Annotated in this window: 23 protein-coding genes; 6 read left to right on the forward strand and 17 right to left on the reverse strand. The window is 74.3% G+C overall.

The window, feature by feature from the left end:
• Positions 1-215: 215 nt before the first annotated feature.
• Positions 216-1031 (forward strand): dimethylargininase, encoded by an 816-nt coding sequence (ddaH, locus tag V6U82_RS15955; RefSeq protein ID WP_030271835.1) that lies wholly within the window; start codon positions 216-218, stop codon positions 1029-1031.
• Positions 1031-2245 carry an ornithine--oxo-acid transaminase gene (gene rocD / locus V6U82_RS15960; RefSeq protein ID WP_181726754.1) on the forward strand — a complete coding sequence of 405 codons (1215 nt, stop codon included), beginning with the start codon at positions 1031-1033 and terminating at the stop codon, positions 2243-2245. The genes ddaH and rocD overlap by 1 nt, the downstream gene beginning before the upstream one ends.
• 65 nt (positions 2246-2310) lie before the next feature.
• Here the strand turns inward: rocD and V6U82_RS15965 are convergent, their stop codons facing one another.
• Positions 2311-3459, reverse strand: coding sequence for an FHA domain-containing protein (locus V6U82_RS15965; protein ID WP_091423270.1), 1149 nt, complete (start codon positions 3457-3459; stop codon positions 2311-2313).
• A 227-nt stretch (positions 3460-3686) separates the two neighbouring features.
• Here V6U82_RS15965 and V6U82_RS15970 point away from each other — a divergent pair, with 227 nt between their 5' ends.
• Positions 3687-4451 carry a hypothetical protein gene (locus tag V6U82_RS15970; RefSeq protein WP_334461951.1) on the forward strand — a complete coding sequence of 255 codons (765 nt, stop codon included), beginning with the start codon at positions 3687-3689 and terminating at the stop codon, positions 4449-4451.
• 42 nt (positions 4452-4493) lie between these two features.
• Here V6U82_RS15970 and V6U82_RS15975 read toward each other — a convergent pair whose 3' ends face one another.
• A complete protein-coding gene (locus V6U82_RS15975; protein ID WP_128136684.1) occupies positions 4494-5546 on the reverse strand; it encodes a fatty acid desaturase family protein in 1053 nt (350 codons plus the stop codon).
• Positions 5547-5831: 285 nt separating this feature from the next.
• Between V6U82_RS15975 and V6U82_RS15980 the strand changes: the two genes are divergently transcribed.
• Complete coding sequence (locus V6U82_RS15980) at positions 5832-6611, forward strand: SDR family NAD(P)-dependent oxidoreductase (protein ID WP_128136685.1); 780 nt, start codon at positions 5832-5834, stop codon at positions 6609-6611.
• Positions 6612-6688: 77 nt separating this feature from the next.
• On the opposite strand, the gene V6U82_RS15985 is transcribed toward V6U82_RS15980, so the two are convergent.
• The 6 genes from V6U82_RS15985 to V6U82_RS16010 all read right to left on the reverse strand — a co-directional run bounded on the left by V6U82_RS15985 (position 6689) and on the right by V6U82_RS16010 (position 13805).
• A complete protein-coding gene (locus V6U82_RS15985; protein WP_128136686.1) occupies positions 6689-7234 on the reverse strand; it encodes a barstar family protein in 546 nt (181 codons plus the stop codon).
• Positions 7231-7848 carry a polymorphic toxin-type HINT domain-containing protein gene (locus tag V6U82_RS15990; protein WP_334461953.1) on the reverse strand — a complete coding sequence of 206 codons (618 nt, stop codon included), beginning with the start codon at positions 7846-7848 and terminating at the stop codon, positions 7231-7233. Before V6U82_RS15990 ends, V6U82_RS15985 begins: the two co-directional genes overlap by 4 nt.
• A 289-nt stretch (positions 7849-8137) precedes the next feature.
• A complete protein-coding gene (locus V6U82_RS15995; RefSeq protein ID WP_334461955.1) occupies positions 8138-11524 on the reverse strand; it encodes an SCO7613 C-terminal domain-containing membrane protein in 3387 nt (1128 codons plus the stop codon).
• Between the two features lie 47 nt (positions 11525-11571).
• A complete protein-coding gene (gene cutA / locus V6U82_RS16000; RefSeq protein ID WP_104114519.1) occupies positions 11572-11892 on the reverse strand; it encodes a divalent-cation tolerance protein CutA in 321 nt (106 codons plus the stop codon).
• Between the two features lie 56 nt (positions 11893-11948).
• Positions 11949-12971 (reverse strand): 1-acyl-sn-glycerol-3-phosphate acyltransferase, encoded by a 1023-nt coding sequence (locus V6U82_RS16005; protein WP_334461961.1) that lies wholly within the window; start codon positions 12969-12971, stop codon positions 11949-11951.
• Positions 12972-13805 (reverse strand): patatin-like phospholipase family protein, encoded by an 834-nt coding sequence (locus V6U82_RS16010; protein WP_128138846.1) that lies wholly within the window; start codon positions 13803-13805, stop codon positions 12972-12974.
• A 178-nt stretch (positions 13806-13983) separates the two neighbouring features.
• Here V6U82_RS16010 and V6U82_RS16015 point away from each other — a divergent pair, with 178 nt between their 5' ends.
• On the forward strand, positions 13984-15480 hold the full coding sequence (locus tag V6U82_RS16015) for a serine/threonine-protein kinase (RefSeq protein WP_334461966.1): 1497 nt from the start codon (positions 13984-13986) through the stop codon (positions 15478-15480).
• Positions 15481-15484: 4 nt separating this feature from the next.
• Here V6U82_RS16015 and V6U82_RS16020 read toward each other — a convergent pair whose 3' ends face one another.
• From V6U82_RS16020 to V6U82_RS16060, 9 genes are all read right to left on the reverse strand, one after another.
• Positions 15485-16546 (reverse strand): glycosyltransferase family 4 protein, encoded by a 1062-nt coding sequence (locus V6U82_RS16020; protein ID WP_334462161.1) that lies wholly within the window; start codon positions 16544-16546, stop codon positions 15485-15487.
• 136 nt (positions 16547-16682) lie between these two features.
• Positions 16683-17351: a BON domain-containing protein gene (locus tag V6U82_RS16025; protein ID WP_334461968.1), complete on the reverse strand. Its 669-nt coding sequence runs from the start codon at positions 17349-17351 to the stop codon at positions 16683-16685.
• Between the two features lie 82 nt (positions 17352-17433).
• Entirely contained in the window at positions 17434-18960 is a 1527-nt protein-coding gene (locus V6U82_RS16030) for a S1C family serine protease (protein ID WP_334461971.1), read from the reverse strand.
• 62 nt (positions 18961-19022) lie between these two features.
• Positions 19023-20579 (reverse strand): sensor histidine kinase, encoded by a 1557-nt coding sequence (locus V6U82_RS16035; RefSeq protein WP_334461975.1) that lies wholly within the window; start codon positions 20577-20579, stop codon positions 19023-19025.
• Complete coding sequence (locus V6U82_RS16040; protein ID WP_030271847.1) at positions 20576-21277, reverse strand: response regulator transcription factor; 702 nt, start codon at positions 21275-21277, stop codon at positions 20576-20578. The genes V6U82_RS16035 and V6U82_RS16040 overlap by 4 nt, the downstream gene beginning before the upstream one ends.
• 64 nt (positions 21278-21341) lie before the next feature.
• Complete coding sequence (locus tag V6U82_RS16045) at positions 21342-21962, reverse strand: PadR family transcriptional regulator (RefSeq protein ID WP_334461980.1); 621 nt, start codon at positions 21960-21962, stop codon at positions 21342-21344.
• The gene (locus V6U82_RS16050; protein ID WP_334461982.1) at positions 21959-22789 is read right to left on the reverse strand and encodes a DUF4097 family beta strand repeat-containing protein; all 831 of its coding nucleotides are present in this window, start codon (positions 22787-22789) and stop codon (positions 21959-21961) included. Before V6U82_RS16050 ends, V6U82_RS16045 begins: the two co-directional genes overlap by 4 nt.
• Before the next feature lie 124 nt (positions 22790-22913).
• Complete coding sequence (locus tag V6U82_RS16055) at positions 22914-23807, reverse strand: lysophospholipid acyltransferase family protein (protein WP_334461984.1); 894 nt, start codon at positions 23805-23807, stop codon at positions 22914-22916.
• The gene (locus V6U82_RS16060; protein WP_334461985.1) at positions 23804-24580 is read right to left on the reverse strand and encodes a GNAT family N-acetyltransferase; all 777 of its coding nucleotides are present in this window, start codon (positions 24578-24580) and stop codon (positions 23804-23806) included. The genes V6U82_RS16055 and V6U82_RS16060 overlap by 4 nt, the downstream gene beginning before the upstream one ends.
• A gap of 174 nt (positions 24581-24754) precedes the next feature.
• Here V6U82_RS16060 and V6U82_RS16065 point away from each other — a divergent pair, with 174 nt between their 5' ends.
• Positions 24755-25411, forward strand: coding sequence for a hypothetical protein (locus V6U82_RS16065; protein ID WP_334461988.1), 657 nt, complete (start codon positions 24755-24757; stop codon positions 25409-25411).
• Positions 25412-25540: the final 129 nt, after the last annotated feature.

Here is a 25540-nt window from a genome sequence, read left to right on the forward strand (position 1 = left end):
CCTCTTTCGGGGGCGGCGGTTCGCCGCCCCCGAAGTGTGTCCGGCGTCGACGCAATGATCGCCCGCCGCTGACCTGTTCAACGCAACGATTCGCTGCTCAACGCAACTTCTCGCGGTGGATGTCGTCCACCCGGGCCGCATAACGTTGGACCACGGCGCCAGCCCGTGGGCCGACCGTGGCCGGGCGCGCCCGATACTGGGAGCACGACATGACGATGGACGCCATCCGCCAGCGCTTTCTGATGTGCCGGCCGACGTACTTCGCCGTCGACTACGCGATCAACCCGTGGATGGACCCCACCGCCCCGGTCGACGCCGACCTGGCGATCCGGCAGTGGGAGCAGCTTCGGCGCACGTACCTCGACCTGGGCCACGAGGTCGACCTGATCGAGCCGGTCGCCGGCCTGCCGGACATGGTCTTCGCCGCGAACGGCGGCACCGTGATCGACGGCAAGGCCATGGCGGTGCAGTTCCGCGACCCGCAGCGCGCCGACGAGGCGCCCGCGTACCGGGCCTGGTTTGAGGGCGCCGGCTTCGAGATGTACGACCCGAAGCACGTCAACGAGGGCGAGGGCGACGTCCTGCTGGCCGGTGACCACCTGCTCGCCGGCACCGGGTTCCGCACCGCGCACGCGTCGCACGCGCAGCTCCAGGAGGTCTTCGGCTACCCGGTGATCACCATGCAGCTGGTGGACCCCCGCTTCTACCACCTGGACACCGCGCTGACGGTGCTCGACGAACGCACCGTGGCGTACCTGCCGGAGGCGTTCTCCCCCGGCAGCCGGGCGGTGCTGCGCCGGCTGTTCCCGGACGCGATCCACGCCACCATGGCCGACGCCGAGGTGCTGGGCCTGAACGCGGTGAGCGACGGCCGGCACGTGGTGCTGCCGGCGCAGGCCACCGACCTGGCCGCGAAGCTGCGCGACCGGGGCTACGAGACCATCGGGATCGACCTGTCCGAGCTGCGCAAGGCCGGCGGCGGACCGAAGTGCTGCACGTTGCGACTCCGTCAGGGAAAGGCGAGCAAGTGATCATCGACGACATGCTGCGGACTCCGTCCGCGGTCCGGGACGCGGAGCGTCACACGGCGCACAACTACCACCCGCTGCCCGTGGTGATCTCGTCGGCCGAGGGTGCCTGGCTGACCGACGTGGACGGCCGCCGCTACCTGGACTGCCTGGCGGGATACTCGGCGCTGAACTTCGGCCACCGGCACCCGAAGCTGATCGAGGCCGCGCACGCGCAGCTCGACCGGCTCACGCTGACCAGCCGCGCGTTCATCCACGACCAGTTCGCCGACTTCTGCCGCGAGCTGGCCGCGCTGTGCGGCAAGGACCTGGTGCTGCCGATGAACACCGGCGCCGAGGCGGTCGAGACCGGCATCAAGGTCGCCCGCAAGTGGGGCTACCAGGTCAAGGGCGTCACGCCGGGCCAGGCCAACATCGTGGTGGCGGAGGGCAACTTCCACGGCCGTACGACCACGATCGTCAGCTTCTCCACCGACGAGGACGCACGCGCCGACTTCGGGCCGTACACCCCGGGTTTCACTGTGGTCCCCTACGGCGACCTGGACGCGCTGACCGCGGCGATCGACGAGAACACGGTGGCCGTGCTGCTGGAGCCGATCCAGGGTGAGCAGGGCGTCGTGGTGCCGCCGGAGGGCTACCTGCCGGGCGTGCGCCGGGTCTGCACCGAGCGCAACGTGCTGTTCGTCGCCGACGAGATCCAGTCGGGCCTGGGGCGTACCGGCGCGACGTTCGCCTGCGAGCACGAGGGCGTCGAGCCGGACATGTACCTGCTGGGCAAGGCGCTCGGCGGCGGCATCGTGCCGGTGTCGGCGGTGGCCGCGAACCGTGACGTGCTGGGTGTGCTCCAGCCGGGCCAGCACGGCTCGACGTTCGGCGGCAACCCGCTGGCCTGCGCGGTCGCGACCGAGGTGGTCCGGCTGCTCGCCACCGGCGAGTTCCAGCGCCGCTCGGCCGAGCTGGGCGAGCGGCTGCACGCCGGGCTGCGCGGCCTGATCGGCAAGGGCCTGGTGGCGGTACGCGGTCGCGGGCTGTGGGCCGGGCTGGACATCGACCCGGCGCTGATGACCGGCCGGCAGGCGTGCGAGCGGCTGATGGAGCGGGGTGTGCTCGCCAAGGACACGCACGGCTCGACCATCCGGCTCGCCCCGCCGCTGGTGATCACCGAAGAGGAGATCGACCACGCGGTGGCGCAGCTCGCCGCCGTGCTGGCCGGCTGAGGCCGTACCTCCGTACGCGAGAAGGCGCCGGGACCGTCGCGGTCCCGGCGCCTTCGCACGTGCGGTCACTGACGCGGCAGCCGCATCGCCATGGTCGGCGCCTCGGCCATCACCGAGTTCGGCGTGTACTTCGCGTCGCTGCTCATGTCGTCGGCGCGGCCCACCTGCACGCCCGGGTACAGCTCGATCAGGTCACCCTCGGCGAGCACCCGGGACTGCTGCGGCGCCAGCGCGAGCCGCTCGTGCTCCGCCATCGAGCCACCGGGGCGTACGCCGGAGCCGTTGGTGCTGGTGTCGGTGACCACCACCTCGCCCACCCGCAGCTCCAGACGGATGTGGCTGCGGCTGATCCAGCGCCGGGCCTCGTCGTTGAGCCACTGGCCGAGCGTCACACCGCCCGGCCCGTCCGGTGCCCGGCCGACCGCCACCGGCTCGGTCTCGGTGAGCGCGAACCGCTTGCGGACCAGCCCGCCGATGCGCACGGCGAGCACAGCGGTACGCGGACGCGGGCCGGCGTCGGAGAGCCGTGCGCCGTGCCGGGGGCAGGTCGGCGCGCCGGTACGCAGCGTGGGCGGCGGCTGCTCGGCCGGCACCCGGTCCACGGCGGCCAGGTCGGCGAACGCGCCGCCGCCCCCGCCGCCACCGAACAGCGCGCAGCCCGGCTCGGGGCAGCGCCACTTCCGGGAGAGCACCTTGACCCCGGCCGGCGATCGGCTGCCGGTGGCCGGGTCCTGGCCGCCGCCGACGTGCGCGATGAAGACCGGCCCGCCGGCGCCGGGCACCGGGGCGAGCACCCGGCCCGCCTGCCCGATCCACGGGTACCGCCCGACGAGCCCGTCCAGCCGCGCCCGGGTGAGCACCGGAAGGCCGAGCAGGTCGGCCACCTCCAGCATCCGGTCACCGGGCTGGTCGAGCACCTCCACCAGGCCGTCGTCGGCCCACCGGCGCACCACCATCCGCTCGTTGGAGGTCAGGTCGGCGTCGGACAGCAGCGCCCGGTGCACGATCGCGTAGACCGGGACGCTGTCCTCGCCGATCTGCCGGGACAGCGCGTCGATCACCATGCCGAGCCGCAGCAGGCTGGCCGGACGGCCGCCGTCCAGGTTCTGCCAGCGGATGACCTCGGCCAGGTCGACCACGGCCCGGGCCAGCGACGGGTCGGTGCACACCCGGCCCTCGATGGCGTCGAGCACCTTGCTGATCTCGAATCTCATGCCGCAGCTCCGCACGATGTCGTCCCGTGACGCGGCCGGGTCGTCGGACCCGCCGCGCCGCGCGCCACCACCGTGGCGCGCCCTCCACCATGCGACGACCCTACCGGCCACCCCCACCGGCGGCCTCGCGGCGCACTCCGGAAAAGGGGCGCACGCCACCGGGCGGGTGCCGTTACATTGATCGTCCGGCCCCCGGTGGGGGCCTTTCTTGCGGAGGAACATCACTGATGACGAAACGACGGCTGGCGACCACGGGGGTCGCGCTCGTCGCGCTGCTCGGCCTCGGTCTGACCGGGTGCGGCGACCGGACCGGAGCGGATGCGCCAGCCGAACGGGCCGCCGCTACGGGTTCCGCGAGCCCAGCGACGACGCCGCGTGACGAACTGACCGCCGCCATCGAGAAGCTCAACGAGCAGACGCTGCGGGTCAAGCTGGACTCGGCCATGCTCAGCGCGCACGGTGTGACCGATCCGCGGGCCCGCACCATGCAGACCACCCTGACGATGGCCGCGTTCGGTGAGGTGCGCATGCTGGTCATCGGTGCCGACACCTGGGTCAAGTTCGACGGCGAGCTGGGCGAGCAGCTCGGCGGTTCCCGGAAGTGGCTGCGCATGGACACCGGCAACGGCGTGATGCCGGTGGACGACCCGGGCGGGGTGAAGAAGCTGCTCGCAGCAGTGGTCGACGTCCGCCGGTCAGGTGACCGGTCGTACGCCGGGACGCTCGACTACACGCGCAGCGGCGCCAACGGGAAGGCACTCATGGCGGCGGGCGACAAGGCGAAGGCCCTGCCGTTCACCGCAACGGTGGACGAGCAGGGACGCCTCAGCACCTTCACCATGGACATGACGCCCATCGACGCGTCGCTCGGCCAGATGTCGGTCACCTACTCCGAGTTCGGCACGCCGGTGCGGCTGAGCCCGCCCGCGCCCAGCGCGGCGGAGGAGGCGCCGGCGGAGATCGCCGCGGCCTTCTCGGGCACCCGGTCCTGACCTGACGCCGGGCGGAGGCGCCCCCACTCGCCCCCGCCCGGCTCAGGCCGCGCGCAGCGGGCGGCCCACGTCGTGCAGGTGCGCCAGAGCCTGCCGGTACGACTCGAACAGCCCGGTCTCCGCGTACGGGACGCCCTGCTCGGCGCAGTACGCCATGACGAGCGGCCGGGCCCGGCGGAGGTTGGCGCGCGGCATGTTCGGGAACAGGTGGTGCTCGATCTGGTAGTTGAGCCCGCCCAGCGCCAGGTCGACGAACCGGCCGCCGCGGACGTTGCGCGAGGTCAGCACCTGCTTGCGCAGGTAGTCCAGCTCGTCGTCGGCGGTCGGCATCGGCATGCCCTTGTGGTTCGGGGCGAACGAGCAGCCCATGTAGAGCCCCCACAGCCCCTGGTGCACGGCGACGAACAGCAGCGCCTTGGCCGGGGACATGACCGCGAACAGCAGCCCGAGGTAGCCGGCGGCGTGCGCGGCGAGCAGCAGCGCCTCCGCCGCCCGGTGCCGCATCGGCACCCGCCACCGCCCGTCCGGCTCCCGGCCGACGAGTGCCTGCACGCTCGCCACGTGCAGCGCCAGCCCTTCCAGCAGGAGCAGCGGGAAGAACAGCCACGCCTGGCGCCGGGCCATCCACCGGCTCAGGCCGCGCGTGGCCGTCGCCTGCTCGTACGTCCACACCAGCGCGCCCGCGCCGACGTCCGGATCCTCGTCGGTGTGGTTCGGGTTGGCGTGGTGCCGGTTGTGCTTGTCCACCCACCAGCCGTAGCTGAGCCCGACCGCGAGGTTGCCGGCGACCAGTCCGGCCGCCTCGCTCGGCCCGCGCCGGCGGAACATCTGCCGGTGCCCGGCGTCGTGGCCGAGGAACGCCACCTGCGTGGTGGCCACCGCCATCACCACCGCCAGCGGCACCTGCCACCACGAGTCACCGACGAGCGCCACCACCGCCCAGCCGGCCAGGAACGCGCCGAGCGTGAGCGCGATCCGCAGCGCGTACCGGCCGGGCCGCCGCTCGAACAGTCCCGCCTCGGCGATCCGGCGGGACAGCCGCGCGTAGTCGCTGCCCCGCCGTGCCGCGGGTTCTGTCGCCGTGGAAGTAGTCATGTCGCCCCCGATGCCGCGAGCCACGCTCCGTACGCGACTCTCCGTCACCGATTCTGGCGATGATCGTCGCCGTGGGTAATCCCGCAGACCCCCGGCTCCGGGGTGGTGCTGTCCCTACCCCTCCGGGCCGGAGCGGCGCAAACGATCTTCGTCACATCGCCGCGAACCCTCTCGCCGATGGGCGCACCCTCTCTGACCAGCTTATCTGTACATAAAGATGAGGGCCATTCATCCGAACGGCCGAGGGGCAGGCCGCATAGTCATCGACAGACGGGAGACAGCGCGGTGCGTGGATTGACGGACAAGGTGGTGCTGGTGACGGGCGGCGGCTTCAGCCCGGACCAGGTGGGCTCCGGACTCGGCATGTCCATGTGCGTCGAACTGGCCGCCGAGGGCGCGAAGGTCGTCGTCTCCGACCTCTCCCTGGAGCGCGCCGAGGCGACAGTCGCGCGCGTCAAGGAAGCCGGCGGCGACGCGGTGGCGGTGGCGGCCGACGTCACCGACGAGGACTCGGTGCGCGCCATGGTGAGCGCCGCCCTCGACGCGTACGGTCGCATCGACGTGCTGGTGAACAACGCGGGCGTGTTCGGCGCGTACGTGCCGCTGCTGGAGATCGAGAACAGCCAGTGGGACCGCGTCATGGAGGTCGACCTGAAGGGCGTCTTCCTCGCCACGAAGGCCACGCTGCCGCACATGCTGGAGCGCGGCCAGGGTGTCGTGATCAACGTGTCGTCGGCGTCCGGCGTGGTCGCCAGCGAGGTCGGCGCGGAGTACACCACCGCCAAGCACGGCGTCATCGGGCTCACCAAGCAGATCGCCTACGACTACGGGCACCAGGGCATCCGCGCGGTCGGCATCGGCCCGGGCGTGATCAAGACCGCCGCCTTCGAGGGTGCGGAGATCACCAGCGACTTCCCGTTCTACGACCTGACCATGCAGGCGCCCGCCGGCCGGTACGGCGAGCCGCACGAGATCGCCCGCGCGGTCTGCTTCCTCGCCAGCGACGACGCGTCCTTCATCCACGGCCACACCATCCCGGTCGACGGTGGTTCGCCGATCAGGTGAGACGTACCGGTGTCATCCGGGCCCGGTCGCGGAAGCCGGGTGGCGTCTCGTTCAGACGCCACCCGGCTTCCGCGCAATCATTCAGGCTTCGACGACACCAGGACGCGATCGCGTACGAGTCGGATCCGCAGATCCTCCCGAACACCCAACCTCGCAGCCACCTCGCCCGGTTCGAGGTGCGCCAGCAGGAATACGAAGTGAAGGGGGAACGGCGGACGGCTTCGCGGGAGACCGTCCGCGTCGAGCGAGAGGTTGGCCCGCTCGCCGGCTTCGCACAACAGCGCGATGAACAGGGGGAAGAAGTCCTTGCCCACCAGTTCGTCGGCACCGTCGACGACAACCACCACCGGCCGCTTCCCGTGCCAAGCACCGTGGAGATCATCGAGACAGTCCACGAGGGCGTACCAGTTGTGACCGAAGTAGGAAGGAAACTCCAACTTCTCCGCGAACTCGCGGAACAGGCCGGCCTCGTCAACCATGTTCCCCGGGTCCAGCCGTCGGACGACACCGTCGGGCATCAGCGCTTCGAGTTGGTGACGGACCTCGCGATCGTCGGCTCGCGCGAGCACCACCCACGGTTCCACCGGTGAGGCGAAATCACCGAACGCCGCTGAGTTGATCACGGGTATTCTCCGACGTAGTAGAAGGAGCCGTAGTGATCCGGGGTGTAGTAGGCCGGCCCTGAGCCCGACTTCGGCGTCAGCAGACGCTCACCACCACGGATTGGCCTACCGCAACCCGCGAAGGAACAGGTCGGCAGGTCAGCCGTCGGATTGACATCCCACTCCCGGTACGCACCGCCGGGAAGGTCGTTCGCCTTGTTGCCCCAGCTCCCGTTACCTTCATATCCCGGCACCTTGCCGATACCGCCGGTTCTGTTCTTGACCTTCTCCAGCATGTCGGCCGCCTTCGCAGGAGCGGGTCCTTCGAGGATCCCCGGCCCGGAAGGGCTGCCCGACGACCCCCCGTGCTTACCACACAACGGCCCGGTGTTGTGCACCAGCACCGGGATGATTCCGGCCAGCACATAGTACGTGTGGATGTCGTCGACGGTGAGGTTGTAGACGGCGGTGACCTGCGTCCAGTGCCGCGTCCGTACCACCGTCAGGGTTCCGCCGTCGGGCGTCGCCACCTGGTCACCGGCCACGAGTTGCCCGGCGTCGATCCACCGGCCCTCGTCGTCCACCCAGAACGGGTGACCGTCGATCGCCTTCGTGGTGCCGTCCGCGAGCAGCACCAGCGTGCCGGCTACGAAGCTGTTGGAGAAACAGTCCCGTGCGGCGGTGGACGCCCCACCGCCCTGTGAGGCCCGGCTGCCCGGCGAGGCCCCGCTGGCCTTGCCGGCGCGTGCCGCGCCGGCACCCCGGCCGGCGCCCTTTCCGGCGAGCGAGTCGGTTCAGCGCCCCCCGTGGGTGCCGGAAGGAATCTAACAACCTTCGATGTCGCGGAGCAATAATTGCCGTCGATCAATTTTGACGCGACGAAGCCCTCTCACCACTGTGGGTGAGAGGGCTTCGTCGCGCGGGTCAGCCGAGCCGGGCGACCGCGTCGCGCAGCCGGACCAGGTCGCGCCGGCGCCGCTCGTAGGTGGCGGCCAGCCCGATCAGCAGCAGCCCGCCCACTCCCAGGAAGGCCCAGCGGGGCAGCAGGTCCCAGCCCCGGACCAGTTCGTACAGCGCCAGCGGCACCAGCGTGGCCGCGCCCAGCACCACCGGCGCCTGCCAGCGCCGGGTCGCCCCGCCGAGCACGACGGCGAGCGCCGCCGCGCCGAGCGCCAGCCGCCGCCAGGGCTGCGGCTCACCGGAGAACAGCACCGACACGAGGCTCGGCAGGAACGCCGCGCCGAGTCCCGGGCCGAGCGCCAGCCAGCTGGTCAGCCCGGGCCGGCGCCGCAGCGCCAGCAGCCCGGCGCCCAGGGCGAGCGCCGCCGCCGGCAGTGTGTACGCCTCCAGCACGACGACGCCGCCCGCGGCGAGCAGCAGCCACCCGCCGACCAGCTCGCTGCCGGCGGCCACCGCGGCCAGCACGCGACGCCCGCCCGGCGACTCGCCCCGGCGCGGCACCCGGACCGCGACGGCCGCGCCCCAGAGCACGCAGACCGCCGCCGCGTGCCGCAACGAGCCGCCGGCGAGCAGCAGCGCGAGCAGCGCCACGGCCTGCGCCGCCCCCTCCAGCGCCCACACGCCCGGCCGCCCGGATCGGCCCGCGCGCAGCAGCGGCGCCGCGTGCAGCGTCACGGCCGCGACGCCCAGGGCGGCGAACGCCGCGGTACGCAGCGGCAGCCCGGCCGCGAGCGGAGCGGTGACCGCGAACCCGGTCGCCGCCGTGACGGCGCCCAGCCACCCCGCGATCCGGACCACCACCGGCCGCCCGGCCGCGCCGGTGACGGCACCGGTCACCACCAGCGCCCCGAGCGCCGCGAGCGTCCCTGCCCGGGTGGCGAGCAGGCCACCGAACCCGGGTACGGCCAGCACCGCACCCAGCGGCACGAGCACCACCGGCCGCGCACCGGTGAGCGCGGCGACCAGCAGCGCGCCCAGCCCGAGGCCGAACGCCACAGCCGGCACCACCGGCCACGGCGTACCGGCGGCCGCCGCCAGTACCGGCAGCGCCACCGCGCCGAACGGCAGCGCGGCGAGCCACCACGTGACGCGGCGATCCGTCGCGGCGTACGCTCCGGCGGCGGCGCCCAGGAGCAGCAGCACCAGCCCGGCGCGGGCGGTCCCGGCGGAGGCTTCCACGGCAGCCGGCACCCCGGACCAGGGCCGCACCGGCAGGTCCACCAGCACCGTCAGCACCGCCGGTGCGACCGCGAGCAGCGCCAGGACGGCCAGCCCGACGCCGACCGCGGGCAGCGCGACCGCCGGCCGGGAACCGGCCCCGGCGGCGAGCGCCAGCAGCACCCCCACCGCGGCGTACACCGCCACCGGTTCCCCGCCCGGCGCGACGAGCGGCCCGAGGCCGACCCCGGCGAGCGCAACGGCGAGCCCCGTCGAGGCGTACCCGCTCAGGTCGCTCCACCGGCGACGGACGGCGAGGACGGCGACCACCGGCACCACGACGGCGGCGGCCGCACCCCGCAGCTGCCACCAGGCCGGAGCGCCGAGGCCGAGCAGCGCGACCGCCACGCCCGCCGGTACGGCGAGCAGCGCCACCGCGAGCGCGACGCCGCCGACGACCGACTGCGCGCCCTGTCCGCGCCGGCCCAGCGTGGCGAGCGCCGCGCCGAGCCCCACCGTGACGGCGAGCACGGCGACGGCACCGGCCGGGGCGGCGCAGCCGACCAGCAGCGCGTGCCCGAGCAGCACCGCCCCGGCCGACGCGGTGACCGGCACGACGACCCGTCCACCGCGCGGCCGGGCCACCGCCGCCAGCAGCAGCGCGGTGGCCGTCGCGAGGTCCACGACCAGCACCAGCGGCCACGGCGTCACCGTCACGGCCGGCACCGCGAGGGCGACCAGCCCGGCGGCCGCCACGCCGGCGAGTGGCCGGACGGCCCGTGGCGTCAGCAGCGCGACCGCCCCGGCGGTCAGCAGCAGGGCCACCGGAAGCTGCCAGCCCCAGGACGGAACCGGCACGTCCCGGCCGCCCTGCCAGGCCGGGAAGCCGGCACTCGCGGTGGCCGCGCCGACCACGCCGGTGAGCACGACCGCGACCTGGCCCAGCGCGGCGGCCACCGCGAGCGCGCCCACGAGCGGGCCGGTCCGGACCGGCGCCGGCAGCGCCCGGACCGCACCGGCGAGCGCCGCCACCACGAGACCGGCGGCGAGCAGCAACAGCCCCGGGCGCAGTTCGCCGACCGGCCGGATCAGCGCGAGGGCGAGCACCGGCACCAGCAGCCCGGTGGTCGTCGCGCGCCAGAGGCGGCCACCGGCGGCGAGCGCGCCGGCGACCACTGCCAGCGCCACCACCAGCAGCGGGCCACCGGCCAGCAGCGGCACGCCCGCCGCGTGGCCGACCGCCAGCGGCACCAGCGCGCAGCCGGCCGCCAGGACCAGCGCCACGCCGTGCCCGGTCCAGCCCAGCACCCGCCCGGCCACCAGCGCCGTGCGGCTGCCGGAGGTACGGCGGCGCAGCACGACCACCACCGCGAGGTCGCCGAGCGCCACGGCGGTCAGCACCAGCGCCCAGCCGGCGGCGGTGGGCCGGAACGCGGACGCGGCCAGCGGCAGCACCGGCTGCGCGAGCAGCCACGCCGCGAACCAGGGTGCGGTGAGGCGGCTGACCAGTGCGTACCCGGCCGCCACCGCCGCGCCAGCGCCCGCGACGAGTGCCGCGTACCGGCTGCCGGGCAGGCCGGTCACCCCGAACAGGTCCACCGACCAGGCGGCGTACCCGTCCAGGACCACCAGCAGCAACGCCACCGAGGCGAGCGTCTCGGCGGTGCCGCGCAGCCCGCGCGCCCGGGCGACGAGCGGCGCGACCAGAGCGAGCGCGGTGACTGCGAGCAGGACCAGTGCCCGGCCGGTCACCCCGAACGTGGCCCACGCGACGGCGGTGAACACCACGGCGGCCGTGCCGAGCAGCAGTCCACCGAGGACGAACAGCAGGCCCTGGACCGCGCGGGTGGAGGTTTCCGCGCCGCCGGGGCGTACCGCGGGGGTGGGTGGAACCGGACGCGGCGGCATCGGCGCCGGGAGCGGCGCGGGACCGGCGGGGCGCGGCGCGGGGATCTCCTGGCGGATCCGGGCGGCCAGCGCCGCCCGTCGCTGCCGGGCCGTGACCAGCCGGCCGGACAGATCCTGGTACGCGTGCCGGGCCGCCTCGACGCGCGGCGTCAGCTCGGTGATCTCCCGGTCCAGCCGGACCACCTCGGCGGCGGGCGGGTAGGGCGGACGGCCGCAGGCGCGGCATCCGGCGACGAGGTCGGCCGGGGCGCCGCAACCGGGGCAGGGGTAGCCGGTGTTCTCCACCTCGCCAGCTTCGTCAGCGGCGGGGCGGGCGGACAGAGTAGGAGTACCTAGGGCCGGGTCTGCTCGTGTACCCAGGTCGTGTAGGCGGGGTTGCCGCTGTCCTCCCGGCTGACCAGGATCTCCGGCACCTCGTACGGGTGGTTGGCGCGGAGCTGGTCGACCAGGGCGTCCACCCGGTCCGGCGCGGTCTTGAACCGCACCTGCCACTCGGCGGTGGTCTGGATCGCCGACTGCCACCAGTAGGTGCTGTCCACCGGGCCGCCGACCTGGGCGCAGGCCGCCAGCCGACCGGCGACGGCCGCGGCCGCCAGCACGTCCGCGACCCCGCGGGCGTCCACCACAGTCGTCACCACGCAGATCTGGTCCACCAGGGCACCCTACGCGGCGGACCTGGCACCGCGCTGAACACGCGCGGCGATTCCACTCAGCCGTCGGCCGCGCCGTTGCGGTTGGCCGCGACCCAGGTGTCGATGCGGGCCCACCAGTCGAACAGCCAGTCGATGCGCTCCTGCTCGCCGGCCGGGATCTCCTCCGGCGGCACCGACCAGAACCGCATCACGATCCGCTTGTCCATCGGCAGCTCGCGCCACACGTCCGCGACGGTGAGCATCTGGTCCAGACCGGTGTGCGCCACGAAGATCACCCCGGCGTCCGGCGCGGCGTCGAGCGCGGCGAGCAGCCCGCCCGGCTGCGGGGCGAGCACGTGCTGCATCCGTTCGGCTCGCCGCGCCATCCGTTCCAGGCCGAGCGACCGCAGCCGGTCGATCGCGCGCAGCCGCCGCGACGGGGTGAAGTTGCCGCCCTCCGGAAAGATCACGAAGGCGTCGTCGTCGTCCAGGCCGGTCGCCAGGTGCGCGATCTGCCGCACCACCGACTCCCGCCCGTCCGGCCCGGCCGCGATGAACCGGCTGGGCAACCGGTTGAGCAGCACGTCGATGGCCGGATCCCACTGGAGGGTCTCCTTGAGCACGATCCGGGGTTCCCGGTTGAACCAGTTCACCAGCGCGTGGATGAGGATGAACGAGTCGCCCGGCCCGGCGTGCCGGCAGACGACCAGTTCGGGGCGGCCCGGCAGGGCGGTGTCCGGGTCGGTGCCGACCACGTCGATGCTCAGCCGCAGCGTCCACCGGGCCTGCCAGAACATGATCCGCAGGAACCAGCCGGCCAGCACGTAGTGGGCCCGCTGGAAGGCCGGCGCGCGCTTGTAGACGCCGAAGCCCGAGGCGAGCCAGAGCAGGAACAGCGCGAGCAGCGCGGCGGCGTCCCAGACCAGGTAGACGGTGCCGATCCAGAGCAGCCGCAGCGGGCGCAGCCGTCCCGGCACCAGCGGTGACGCGGCGAGCGCCAGCAGCGCCCAGCCGGGCAGCGTGGTCACCACGAAGAAGGCCAGCAGCACCACACCGGGGGCGAGCACCAGCCGGCGTAACCAGCGGGGTGGCAGCGGCATTCAGCGCTCCAGCGCGGTGTCCAGGTATCGGCGGGAGGCAGTGTACGCCCGGCTGATCCGCCGTCCCACCGCCGCCGTGTCCCGGTACGCCCACGGGCTGTCGTCGCGCGGCTCCAGCCCGCCGGTGGGCAGCACGTGCACCTCGACGTCCTCGGGCAGTGCCGCCATCTCGCGGGCGAACCGGTGCCGGCGGGCGATCTCGAACGCCACCTGGGCGATCTCCCAGGGGCGGCGCGGCGGGCTCAGCTCGCGTTCGATCCGGCCCACCTGGAGCACGAAGATCTGCTTCGCGCCGAGCGCCACCGCCTCGCCGACCGGGATCGAGTTGACCACCCCGCCGTCGATGTAGTGCTGGCCGTCGATCTGGGTCGGGGGCAGCAGCCCGGGCACCGAGGCGGAGGCGAGCACCGCCGGCACCAGCGGTCCGGTGTGGAACCAGTGCTCGGCGGCGCGCTCGATGTTCGCGGCGCAGCAGCGGAACGGCACGGCCAGGTCGGCGAAGGTGGTCTCCTCGCCCAGCGCGCTCTCCAGCAGGCGGTACAGCGGGCGGGGCGAGTGCAGGTGGGTACGGGCGGCGAACCGGCGCAGCTGCCGGGCGACCGAGTCGCCGTACACCTCGCTGGCCTCGGGCGACGCCCAGAGGCGGACCAGCCGGTCGGTGACCGCCTCGGTCGGGTCGGCGGCGACCAGGGCGCCGTTGACCGCGCCGATCGACGTGCCCAGCACCAGGTCGGGTTTGATCCGGGCGCGGAACAGGGCACGCAGCATGCCCACCTCGACCGCGCCGAGCACTCCCCCGCCGCCGAGCACGAACGCCACCGGACCTGCTGCCATGCCGTTCATCCTGGCACGCGGCCCACACCCGGCCGGGCGGGCCGTCCCCGCTGGTCCCGGCCGTCACCGGGAGGCGTCGCTGATGCGCGCCGCGCAATCGGCTCCGCGGGGACTGTTGACAGGTAAGACACATTCACGCAACCTGATAGCGCTCCCGAGCCCAGGCAGGTGCGAGCTGATGGCGACACTCCAGGCCGGCCGTCTGCTGGCCCGGCGGTACCGGCTCATCGACCGGATCGGTGCCGGTGGCATGTCGGTGATCTGGCGTGCCCGCGACGAGGTGCTCGACCGGGTGGTGGCGGTGAAGGTGCTCGCCCCCTCGCTCGCCGCCGACGCGCGGTTCCGCGACATGGTGCGCGAGGAGGCCCGCTCGGCCGCCCAGCTCGACCATCCGCACGTCACCGCCGTGCACGACTACGGCGAGACGGTGGCCCCGGACGGCTCGATCACCTCGTTCGTGGTGATGGAGCTGCTCAGCGGCGAGGAGCTCGAACACCTGCTGACCCAGGGGCCGCTGCCCTGGCCGGCGGCGGTGGAGACGGGTGCGCAGGTGGCCGAGGCGCTGGCCGCGGCACACCGGCTCGGCATCGTGCACCGCGACGTGACCCCGGCCAACGTGATGATGACCGGCACCGGCGCGAAGGTGCTCGACTTCGGCATCGCCACCCGGATCGGCACGCCGGACGACGACGAGGACGGCGGCACGTTCGGCACCCCGGCGTACGTGGCCCCGGAACGGCTCGACGGCGCGCCCGCCCAGCCGGCCACCGACGTGTACTCGCTCGGCGTGCTGCTGTTCGAGACGCTGACCGGGCAGCCGCCGTACCCGGCGGAGACCTGGGAGCAGCTGAGCGCGGCGCTGGCGGACAGCCCGGAGCCCACACTGGACGACGTGCCGGGGCTGCCCGGCCCGGTCGCGGAGATCTGCCTGCGCTGCCTGGCCCGCGACCCGCGTCGCCGGCCCACCGCGCGCCGGGTCGCCGCCGTGCTGCGCGACCAGATGCTGCCCGCCGACCCGCAGGCGGCCACCATGCTGGCGCCGACCGTGACGCTGCCCGCGCTGACGTCCCCGCCGCCGGCGGGCCCGGTCGATCCGGCCCCCGCGTCGGCCCCGGCCGCGCAGCCGGTTCAGGAGCCGGGGCAGGACACCGCCGCGCAGCCGGTTCCGGCCGCCGCGCCCGGCCGGCGCCGGACCCTCACGCTGGCGGCCGTCGGCGTGACAGTGGTCGCCGCGGCGGCGCTGCTGGTACCCGCGCTGACACCGGACCGGCCCGCCGGCCCCCGGGTGCTGCCGACCGCCGGGCCGGTACAGCCGTCGCCCGCCGAACCGCCGCTGACCGAGGCGCCGCCCACCACGCCGCCGGCCGCGCCGACGACTCCGCCGCCGACCGGCGGCGCCCGCCCGCCGGCCGCCGGGCAGGCCGACGCCGCCGAACGGGTGGACGGGCTGATCGAGGCCGGGCTGACCGAGGGCCAGATCCGCGAGGACGTCGGAGTGGACCTGCGCAACCTGCTGCGCAACGCGGTCGCCGCGAACGGCGAGACCGAGGTGATCACCGCCGTGGACCGGCTCCGCGGCAAGATCGACGAGCGTCGCCGCGAGGGCAGCATCAGCCCCGGGTACGCGCGGCGACTCGACGCCGCCGCCGCGGAACTCGTGGCCGGGCAGACCTGACGGGTCAGCCGGCGACGGCGGGCGCGACCGCCCGCGGTGCCCGTGCGGGTGCCCGCGCGGCCAGGAAGCCCCGGTAGACCGCCTCGTAGTCGGCGGCCATCCGCTCCACCGAGAAGTTCTCCGCCACATGCGTCACGCAGTCCGCCGGGTCCAGGTCCGCCGCCGCCCGCAACGCCGCCGGCAGCTCGCCCGGGTGGTCGCAGACGAAACCGGTGACCCCGTCACGGACCAGCTCCGGCACCGCGCCCCGACCCAGCGCCACCACCGGCGTACCCGTCGCCATCGCCTCCACCATCACCATGCCGAACGGCTCCGCCCACTGGATCGGCATGATCAGGCAGCGGGCGTCCAGCAGCAGCCGCAGCGCGGTCGCCCGGTCGGCGTTCACCACGGGCGTCACGTCGTCGCCGAGCAGCGGCCGGACCACCTGCTCCAGGTAGCGGCGCTCGGCCGGCTCGTTGCACTTGCCCGCGAGCGTGAGCGGCAGCCCGGCCGCCCGGCAGGCCGCGATCGCCACGTCCGGGCCCTTGTCCGGGCTGAACCGGGCCAGCCAGAGCACCGGTCCCGCGCCCGGGCTGCGCTTGCGCGGGATGTCCCGCAGCGGCATCGCGTTGTGCACGGTGCCGGCCCAGGGCAGCCCGGGATTGGCCCGGCGCTGGGCGTGCGAGATCGCGACCAGCCCCACCCCGCGGTCGGTGTTGCCGAGCACGGTGCCGTACTCGCCGACCGGGTTGCCGTGGACGGTGGCCACAGTGGGTACCCGGCGACGGCCGGCCACCATCGGACCGATCGTGGTGTGGTCGTGGATGAGGTCGAAGTCGGCCGGGTCGACCAGGCGGTCCACGTGGGCCAGGTGCGCCAGTTCGGGCAGCGACTCACCCATCCGTTCGTACTGGAGGTCGTCGCAGGTGGAGACGAAGTCGGCGGCGGTGCCGTGCTCGGTGCCGGCGCCGAAGAGCGTGACGCGGTGCCCCCGGTCGACGAGCGCGTCGACGAGGCCCGCCACCACCGTCTCCAGCCCGCCGTAGCCGGGCGGCGGCACGGTCAGCCACGGCGGCACCACCATCGCGATCCGCAACGGACCGCCGGCCCACGCGCGCTCCAAGGACTGCTGGTTCACGGCCACGAGTCCTCCCCGTCGGTCCCCGGCGTACCCCGCTGGGCGCGGGTTCCCGGCCCGGCCCGCGGTAAACGACAGCCGGTCAGCCGGCCACCACGATCCCGACGTGCACCTCCCGTACGCCGGGAAGCGCCCAGGCGGCCCGTTCCGCGTCCTCCCGCTGCCACCACGCGCTCACCACACCGTCGAGCACCACCGTGTCGCCGTCGACCCGGGCGTCGATCCGCTCGGTTCCGGTACGCCGCAGCAGCAGGCGGCGCAGGTCGAGCCGCTTCTGCTCGTCGCTCGGCGGGGTCGGTGGGCGCACCTCGACCAGGTTCGTCACCCCGCGTACGCCGCGCAGCCGGCGCAGCTCCCGTTCGGCGGTACGGCGCTGGAAGCCGAACTCGACCTCGCCGCGCAGCATCACCCAGCCGTCGGCCACCGTCACGTCCAGCCGCTCGGCGGGCACGAAGCTGTCCCACTCCAGCGCCCGGCTCGCCGCGATCGCGATGTCGGCGTCGGTACGCAGGTCCGTGGCGGGCAGGTCGACCGCCAGGTCACTGGCGACCGCCCGGACGCCGCGTACCCGGTGCGCGCAGCGCTCGACGGCCCACCGCCGGGCGTAGCTGTCCACCTGCCCGGTGAGGGTGACGACGCCCCGCGAGACCGTCACGCCGACCTCGGTGGCCCGGGTCTGCGCGTCCCAGTCCAGTTCGGCGAGGACGTCGCGCTGGATCTGCTGGTCGGTCACGGCGGACGTGGTGGTCATGCCCCGAGCCTGCCGCCGGTACGGGTGAGGTGCGCTCACCCGTACCGGGTGAGAAACGAGGAGGGGCGGCGGGTCCTCGGGACTATGACGTCTCGGCGAGCGTCACGGTTGCGTTCTCGGTGGATCCGTTTCGCTTGTACTGCACCTCGACCCGGTCACCGACCTTGCCGGCCTGCACGGCGCCGACCAGGTCGTTCGAGTCGTTGATCACCTTGTCGCCGAACTTGGTGATCACGTCGCCGCGCTGGAGCCCGGCCTTCTCGGCGGGGCTGCCGGGCGTGACGGCGGCGACCAGCGCCCCGCCGTCCTCGGCGCCGTTCACGCTCACCCCGAGCGAGGGGTGGCTGATCTTCTCGCCGCGCTGGAGCTTCTCGGCCACGTCCTTGGCCTTGTTGCTCGGGATGGCGAAACCCACGCCGATGTTTCCGGTGCTGCCCTGCCCGGCGGTGGCGATGGCGGTGTTGATGCCGATGACCTCGCCCCGGGTGTTGACGAGCGCGCCGCCGGAGTTGCCCGGGTTGATCGGGGCGTCGGTCTGGAGCAGGCCGGAGATCGAGCTGGCGCCCTGCTGCGGGTTCTGCTGGCCGCCCTCCCCCGCCTGGATGGTGCGGTCGCGGGCGCTCAGGATGCCGGCGGTGACCGAGCCCTGGAGGCCGAGCGGGCTGCCCAGGGCGAGCACCTGGTCACCGACCTGCATGGCGTCGCTGTCGCCGAACTTGGCCGCCTTCAGGTCGCTCACGCCACTGGCCTGGACCACCGCGAGGTCCGTCTTCGGGTCGGTGCCGACGATCTTCGCGGACGCGCTCTTGCCGTCGGCGAAGACCACCCGCACGGTGTCGCCACCGGCGCCGGCGACGACGTGGTTGTTGGTGAGCACGTACCCGTCGGCGCTGAGGATCACCCCGGAGCCCTCACCGCTGTTCGTCATGATCGTGACGATGCTGTCCTGGACCGAGGCCGCGATCTTGGGCAGGTCGGCGCTGTTGATCACCGGGGCGGCGGAGTAGGTGCGGGTGGGGCCGCCCTCGTCGAAGGCGAGGGCGAGCGCGCCACCGGCCGCGCCGGAGCCGAGCATCAGGACCAGTGCCAGCGCGCCCGCGCCGACGAACTTCCCGGCCCGGCTGGGGCGGGCCGGCTGCTGCGGGCCCCACTGCGGCATCGGCTGCCCGGGCTGGTACGACTGGTAACCCTGCTGCGTCTGGTACGGCTGCGCCTGGTACGACGGCACCGGCCCACCCTGCTGCGTGGCCGGGTAGCCGCCGGCGGCCTGCTGGTTCCAGCCGCCCTGCTGGTGCTGCTGCTGCCCGTACCAGGGGTGGGGCTGCTGCGGCTGCCCGGAGGCCGGGTACGGCGGCGCGGACGGCATCGCCGGCTGCGGCGGGTACGGCCCGGCGGGCGCGGTGTTCCCGGCGCTCTCCGCCGGGTTCGTGTGCCCGGCGGGCGTGCTGGTTCCGGCGGCCGGGGAGTCGGCCGGAACCGACGCCGCGGCCGGGGTGGTGGAGGAGTCCGACGTCCCGCTCTCGACGCGGGGCAGCTCGGCGGTGTGGTGCGACGGCTCGGCGTCGGCGGGGGCCGGCGACCGCTGCGGATCGGTCTCGTGGTCGGTCATGTCACCAGCTTTCCCTGTGGCACTGTCACCAGCCTGGAATCCGCCTGGAAGTTTTCTGAACGTCACTCGCCCGGCTCGGGCGCCTCGGGCAACAGCGGCAGCTTCACCCGGAACGTCGCCCCGCCGCCCGGCGTCTCCGCCACCTCGACCGTGCCGTGGTGCGCGGCGACGAGCGCGGCCACGATGGCCAGGCCGAGGCCGGTGCTGATCGGCCCGCCGGCCCGGCGGGTACGCGCGGCATCCACCCGGTAGAACCGCTCGAAGACCCGCTCGGCCTGCTCCGGCGTGAGCCCGGGGCCGGTGTCCGCCACCTCCACCACGGCGAGGTTGCCCGCCTCCGCCCGCAGCCGCAGCGTCACCGAGGCCTCCGGCGGGGTGTGGGTGAGCGCGTTCGTCATCAGGTTGCCGATCACCTGGCGCAGCCGGGCGTCGTCGCCGAGCACCACCAGGGGGCCGGCGCCCGGCTCCCGCTCCAGCTCGATCCGCCGGTTCGGGTCGACCACCCGGGCCGCCTCCACCGCGTCGGACGCCAGCACCGGCAGCTCGACCGGGCTCAACGCGATCGGCCGTTCCCGGTCCATCCGGGCCAGCAGCAGCAGGTCCTCCACCAGCAGCCCCATCCGGGACGCCTCGTCCTCGATGCGGCGCAGCAGGTCGGCGGTCTGCTCCGGCGCCCGCGCCGCGCCCTGCCGGTACAGCTCGGCGAAGCCCCTGATGGTGGTCAGGGGCGTGCGCAGCTCGTGCGAGGCGTCGGCGATGAACTGCCGCATCCGCTCCTCGGACCGGCGGGCCCGCGCCTCCGACGCCTGCGCGTACGCGGCCGCGTCCCGCGCGCCCATCTCGGCGCTGCGCGCCGCCGCCTCGGAGGCGGCCCGCGCGGTGAACGCGGCCTCGATCTGCGCCAGCATGGCGTTCAGCGCCCGGGACAGGCGGCCCAGCTCCGAGGTCGGGCACGACCGCCCCTCCTCCGGGTCGGGCACCCGCCGGGTCAGATCACCCCCGGCGATGGCCGCCGCCGTACGCTCTATCTCCACCAGCGGCTTCAGGCTGGTACGGACGATCCCGGCGCCCACGGACGCCAGCGAGATCAGCACCGCGCCCCCGACCAGGAGGTCTATCCACACCAGCCGCCCGACTGCGGAGTCGACGCCGGTGAGGTGCTGCCCGAGCGCGATGATCCGCCCGTCGGGCAGGGCGGTGTAGAGCATCCGCCACCGGCTGCGGCCGTCCTCGGAGCGCACGGTGAACGGGTCGCCCACCCGCTCCTGATAGCCCGCGTAGTCGGTGGGGAAGCGGGGCAGTTCCTCTTTGCGCAGGCCCTCGTAGCGCGTCGGCTCTTCCGGCAACTCACCGGGCGCCATGACGGACGCCACGTAGTCCGACGGAATGGTGATCTTGATCGGGCCGCCGCCGGCCTTGTCGAACGTGTTGGCCACCGTGTACGCGCCACCGCGGAGCTGGTCGTCCGCCTGCCCGATCAGATAGTTGCGCAGCAGGAACGCCGTCAGGCCGCTGATCACGACGAGCGCCGCGGCGACGAGCGCGAGGACCGCGGCGACGAGCTTCAGCCGGAGCGGGACGCTGCGCAGCCTGCCCTTCGCGTCGTCGACGACGTTCACGCCGCCGGCTTGCGTAGCACGTATCCCACTCCCCTGAGCGTGTGGATCAGCCGGGGCTGGGTGTTGTCCACCTTGCGCCGCAGGTACGAGATGTAGGACTCGACGATGTTGTCGTCACCGCGGAAGTCGTAGTTCCAGACGTGGTCGAGGATCTGCGCCTTGCTGAGCACCCGGTTGGCGTTGAGCATCAGGTAGCGCAGCAGCTTGAACTCGGTCGGCGACAGCTGCACCCGCTGGCCGGCCCGGTGCACCTCGTGCGTCTCCTCGTCCAGCTCCAGGTCGGCGAAGGTGAGCCGGGACGGGGCCTGCTCGCCGGTCGCGGTACGCCGCAGCACCGCCCGGATCCGCGCGGTCAGCTCCTCCAGGCTGAACGGCTTGGTGACGTAGTCGTCGCCGCCCAGGGTGAGCCCACGGATCTTGTCGTCGGTGGCGTCGCGCGCGGTCAGGAAGACCACGGGGGTACGGGTACCGCCCTCGCGCAGCATCCGGATGACCTCGAAGCCGTCGAGGTCGGGCAGCATCACGTCGAGCACCACCAGGTCGGGCCGGTGGTCCTTGGCGGCGTTCAGGGCGGCGCTGCCGCTGGTCGCGGTGGCCACGTCGAAGCCCGCGAAGCGCAGGCTCGCGGAGAGCAGTTCGAGGATGTTGGGATCGTCCTCGACGACGAGAAGCCGGGCCTCGGTCTGGGTAGCCGCCATGGCTCCCATCATCCGCGCTCCGGCTGCGGCCGCGCTGGGTGCCGGCTGGAAACAACCTGTGAGATCAGCGGAGCAGCCGCCGCAGTCCCTCCAGCGCGCCGTCGAGCAGCCGGATCGCGGTACGGAGCTGGTTGTCGCTGAGCCGCCGGGCCCGGACCAGCGCGCCGACCTCGACGGTGAACGCGGCCAGTCGCTGGTCGAAGTCGGCGAGCAGCGGCGACTCGTCCGGGCGGGCCGATCCCCCGTCGCCGGCCGGCCGGGCGGTGGCCGACGCCGTCCACCCGCCCTGCCGGGTCTGCCGGGCCACCTCGCGCAGCTCCCGCTTCAGGTCGCGCACCGATCCGCGTACCTCGGTGCGGATCTCCCCGGCCAGCGCGGAGAGATCCTCGACGGCGGCGCCGATGTCGCTCTCCAGCGTCGACAGCTCGTCGGCGCGCTGCCGCAGCTCGGCGCGGCCCGCCTCGGTGATCTCGTAGACCTTGCGCCCGCCCGCGGCGATGTGCGTGACCAGCCCCTCCGCCTCCAGGCGTTGCAGGCGCGGGTAGATGGTGCCGGCGCTGGGCGCGTACAGGCCGAGGAAGCGCTCCTCCAGCAGACGGATCAGCTCGTAGCCGTGCTTCGGGCCGTCGTCGAGCAGCTTCAGCAGGTAGAGCCGGAGCCGGCCGTGGCTGAACACGGCGGTCACGGCACGTCCTCCACATGGTCGGCGGGCGCGACCGGGCGGGCGAGCAGCGCGATGCTGCCGGAGGTCGCGGAGGCCCAGAGCCTACCCGTACCCCCACCGAGCACGCCGTGGCTGTCCTTGATCGAGCCGAGCCCGCGCCCACCGCCGTCCACCTGCGGGAAACCGCTGGTGATCTTGCCGGAGGTGGTGTGCAGGTGCACGGTGAGGTCGCTGTCCTCGCGGACCCGCACGGTGATGCTGCCGGAGATGGCGCTGAGCCGGATCTCGCTGCCGCGGGGGTTGTCCAGGTCGCAGGTGATCGAGCCGGAGACGGCGTGGGCGCGGACCCGCTCGGGCGCGCTGTCGGCCAGGATCAGCTCGCCGGACACCGCCTCCAGGTCCAGGTCGCCGCCGATGCCGAGCGCCTCGACCGGCCCGGAGATGACCTTCGCGCTGGTGCGCCCCCGCAGCCCGCGCAGCGTGACCTGCCCGGAGGTGACGTCGACCCGGGTCTCCCGGCGCAGCCCGGAGACGACGAGAGCGCCGCTGACCACCGACAGGGTGGCGAGCACGTCCGGCGGAACGGCGACCGACACCTCGGCCCGGATCCGGTTGCCGAACCAGGAGAAGATGCCGAACAGCCCGGGCTTGCGCTTGTGCCGGATCGTCAGCCGCCCGTCGCGCACCTCGACGAGGAGCGGCCGGTTGCTGACCCGGGTCACGTCGACCCGGGCCGGCCCGTCGGCGCCGACCACGTTGAGCCGGCCGCTGATCAGCTCGGCGTCGAGCCGCGTGATCGGCTCGTCCGGCGTGATGCGCTGCGGGTTCTCGACCGTCCAGCTGGCCATGACACGCTCCCCTCGTCGGCGCGCCGACCCACGGCGTGCCAGGTGTTGCGAGGAGCATAACGCGATACATCGCGACTGAACAAGACGCTATCGCGACTATGTCGCGTCCCTGACGGCTCGCAGGTCAGGCCGCCAGGTCGAGCTGTGTCGCGAGCAGGGGCCGAGGGGACGGATGGATGGCCGCCTCGGCGATCCGGGCCAGCGCCCGCCGGTCCGCGCCCTCGGCCGGGTGCAGCGCCGCGCTCACCGTCACCGACATGGTCAGATCCCGGGCGGCGAGCACCCGGCGTACCGAGGCCCAGAGCGTCTCCTCACCGAGGAAGGCGGGCAGCGTGCTCGGGTCGCCCGCGTACCGGTAGCCGAGGCTCAACGGCACCACGGGCGCGCCCGCCGCCACGGCGGCCTCGAACATCGCCGGGCGGAAGCCGCGGCTCGGGCGGCAGTCCGACGCGGCGCCGCACCAGGTCGTACCCTCCGGGAACACCGCCACCGACCGCCCGGAGCGCAGCGCGCCGGCCACCCGCGCGACGGTGGCCGGCAGGTCACGCGGCCGGGACCGGTCCACGAAGACGGTGCCCGCCGCGGCGGCCAGCGCACCCACCAGCGGCCAGCTCCGGACCTCGCTTTTCGCCAGCATCCGGGCCGGCGAGACGGCGAGCACCGCCAGGATGTCCAGCCAGGAGACGTGGTTGGCGACCAGCAGCGCGCGCCCGTACGGCGCCCGGCCCCGGACCAGCAGCCGGACCCCGAGGGTACGCAGCGTCCACCGCGACCAGCCGCGCAACGCGGCCCGGCCCCGGGCGGCGGGCAGCAGGGGCAGCAGCACGGCCAGGCCCGTCCCGGCCAGGAGCATGCCGAGTACGCCGAGCAGCCGCCCCGCCCGGCGCGGCAGCGACACGTCCGGGGTGGCGGGCGCCGGCAGACAGTCCGGCCCGCAGCCCGAGGCGGGCCGCCACAGGCCCGCCCTGTCGACACCGGCGCCGAGGTCCGCACCGAGCCCGGGGACAGCGGCGGTCACGACCCGGCCTCGCCGAGGAAGTGCCGCAGGTAGCGCGGGTTCATCCGGTCCAGCGAGAACAGCACGTAGAAGTCGGCGCAGCCGAAGTCCCTGTCGTACGCGGGCTCGCCGGCCACCCAGGCGCCGAGCCGCAGGTAGCCGCGCAGCAGCGGCGGCACGAGCGCCCGGCGTCGCGCCGGGGTGAGCGCGGCGAGGTCGGCGGCGGGCGCCTCGGCGAACCAGGGCCGGCGCGGGGTGACCCGCAGCAGCGGCGGGGCGAGGTGCCGGGCGGTGACCTCGGCCCACACCTGCGCGGCCGCGGTCCCGCCGTCGGCGACCGGCACCGAGGCGCAGCCACCGAGCCAGCGGGCGCCGCGCAGGTGCAGGTAGCGGCAGATCCCGGCCCACATGAGGTTGATCACGGCCCCGGTGCGGTGGTCCGGGTGGACGCAGGAGCGGCCCGCCTCGACCAGGTCGTCGCGCAGCGGGGCGAGCGGGCCCAGGTCGAACTCGGCGTCGGCGTACCGGCGGCCGGTGCGGCCGGGCGGCAGCAGCCGGTACGTGCCGACGACCTCGCCGGTGCCCTCGCGCAGCACCACCAGGTGGTCGCAGTACGCGTCGAACTCGTCGGTGTCGAGCCCGGTGGCGGCGGTCGGCACCGTGGCGCCGAGTTCGCCGGCGAACACCTCGTGGCGCAGGCGTTGCGCGGCCGCGACCAGCGTCGGGTCGTCGGCGATCAGAAGGGTGTAACCGCTGGTCGTGAGCGGTGCGCCAGCGGCGTGCAGAACGGCCATGACTCCTGTGTAGGTGCCCCGGGTTGCCACCGGACGGGATGAGGGGTGTCGATCCGGTGAACGCCGGTCGGCGGCGGCGTGCGAACCGGGACGGCCGGGGCGGGACCGGCGTGTGCGAGGCTGCCGGGCGGACCGCCCGCGACGGCGCCGGCGGAGGTGAACCGGGAGGTGCACATGCTGGTCGAGGCCCGCTTCCAGGGGCCGGACGGTTCCGGCAACGGCGGCTGGAGCGCCGGGATCTTCGCCGCGCTGATCGACGACCGGGGCCCGGTGGAGGTCACGTTGCGCCGGCCGCCGCCGCTGGACACCCCGCTGACCGCCGCCGACGGCGAGGTACGCGACCCGGACGGCAACCTGGTCGCCCAGGTGCGGCGGGTCGAGCCGGTCGACGCGATGGTGCCGCCGGTGGACCTCACAACGGCGGCCGAGGCCGCGCGGGCGTACCCGGGCCTGGTTGACCACCCGTTCCCCCGCTGCTACGTCTGCGGCCCGGCGAACCCGGACGGCCTGCGGATCTTCCCGGGACGGCTGCCGGACGGCCGCACCGCAGCGCCGTTCCGTGCGCCGGCCGCGGTGGTGCCCGCGACCGTGTGGGCGGCGCTTGACTGCCCGGGCGGCTGGGCGGTGCTGGCGCCCGGGCGGCCGTACGTGCTGGGGCGGATCGCCGCGCAGGTCACGGCGCTGCCACGGCCCGGCGACGAGTGCGTGGTGACCGGCCTCGCGGTCGGCGGCGAGGGACGCAAGGCCGAGGTGCACACCAGCCTGTACGGTGCGGACGGCGCGCTGCTCGGCCGCGCCCGGGCCACCTGGGTGGCGCTGCCGACGGCCTGATCTCCTCCCTGAGGAGGACGGCGCGTACGCGTCCCGCCTGATTGACCCCCTTGCGCCGGGTTGGAAGGCTGTTGCGGGGTGCCCCCGCAACGGCGCCCCCACCGGCGCGCGTCGAGCCCGCCGGGGCAG

Source organism: Micromonospora sp. CPCC 205554, from assembly GCF_036902745.1.
Lineage (GTDB): Bacteria > Actinomycetota > Actinomycetes > Mycobacteriales > Micromonosporaceae > Micromonospora > Micromonospora tulbaghiae.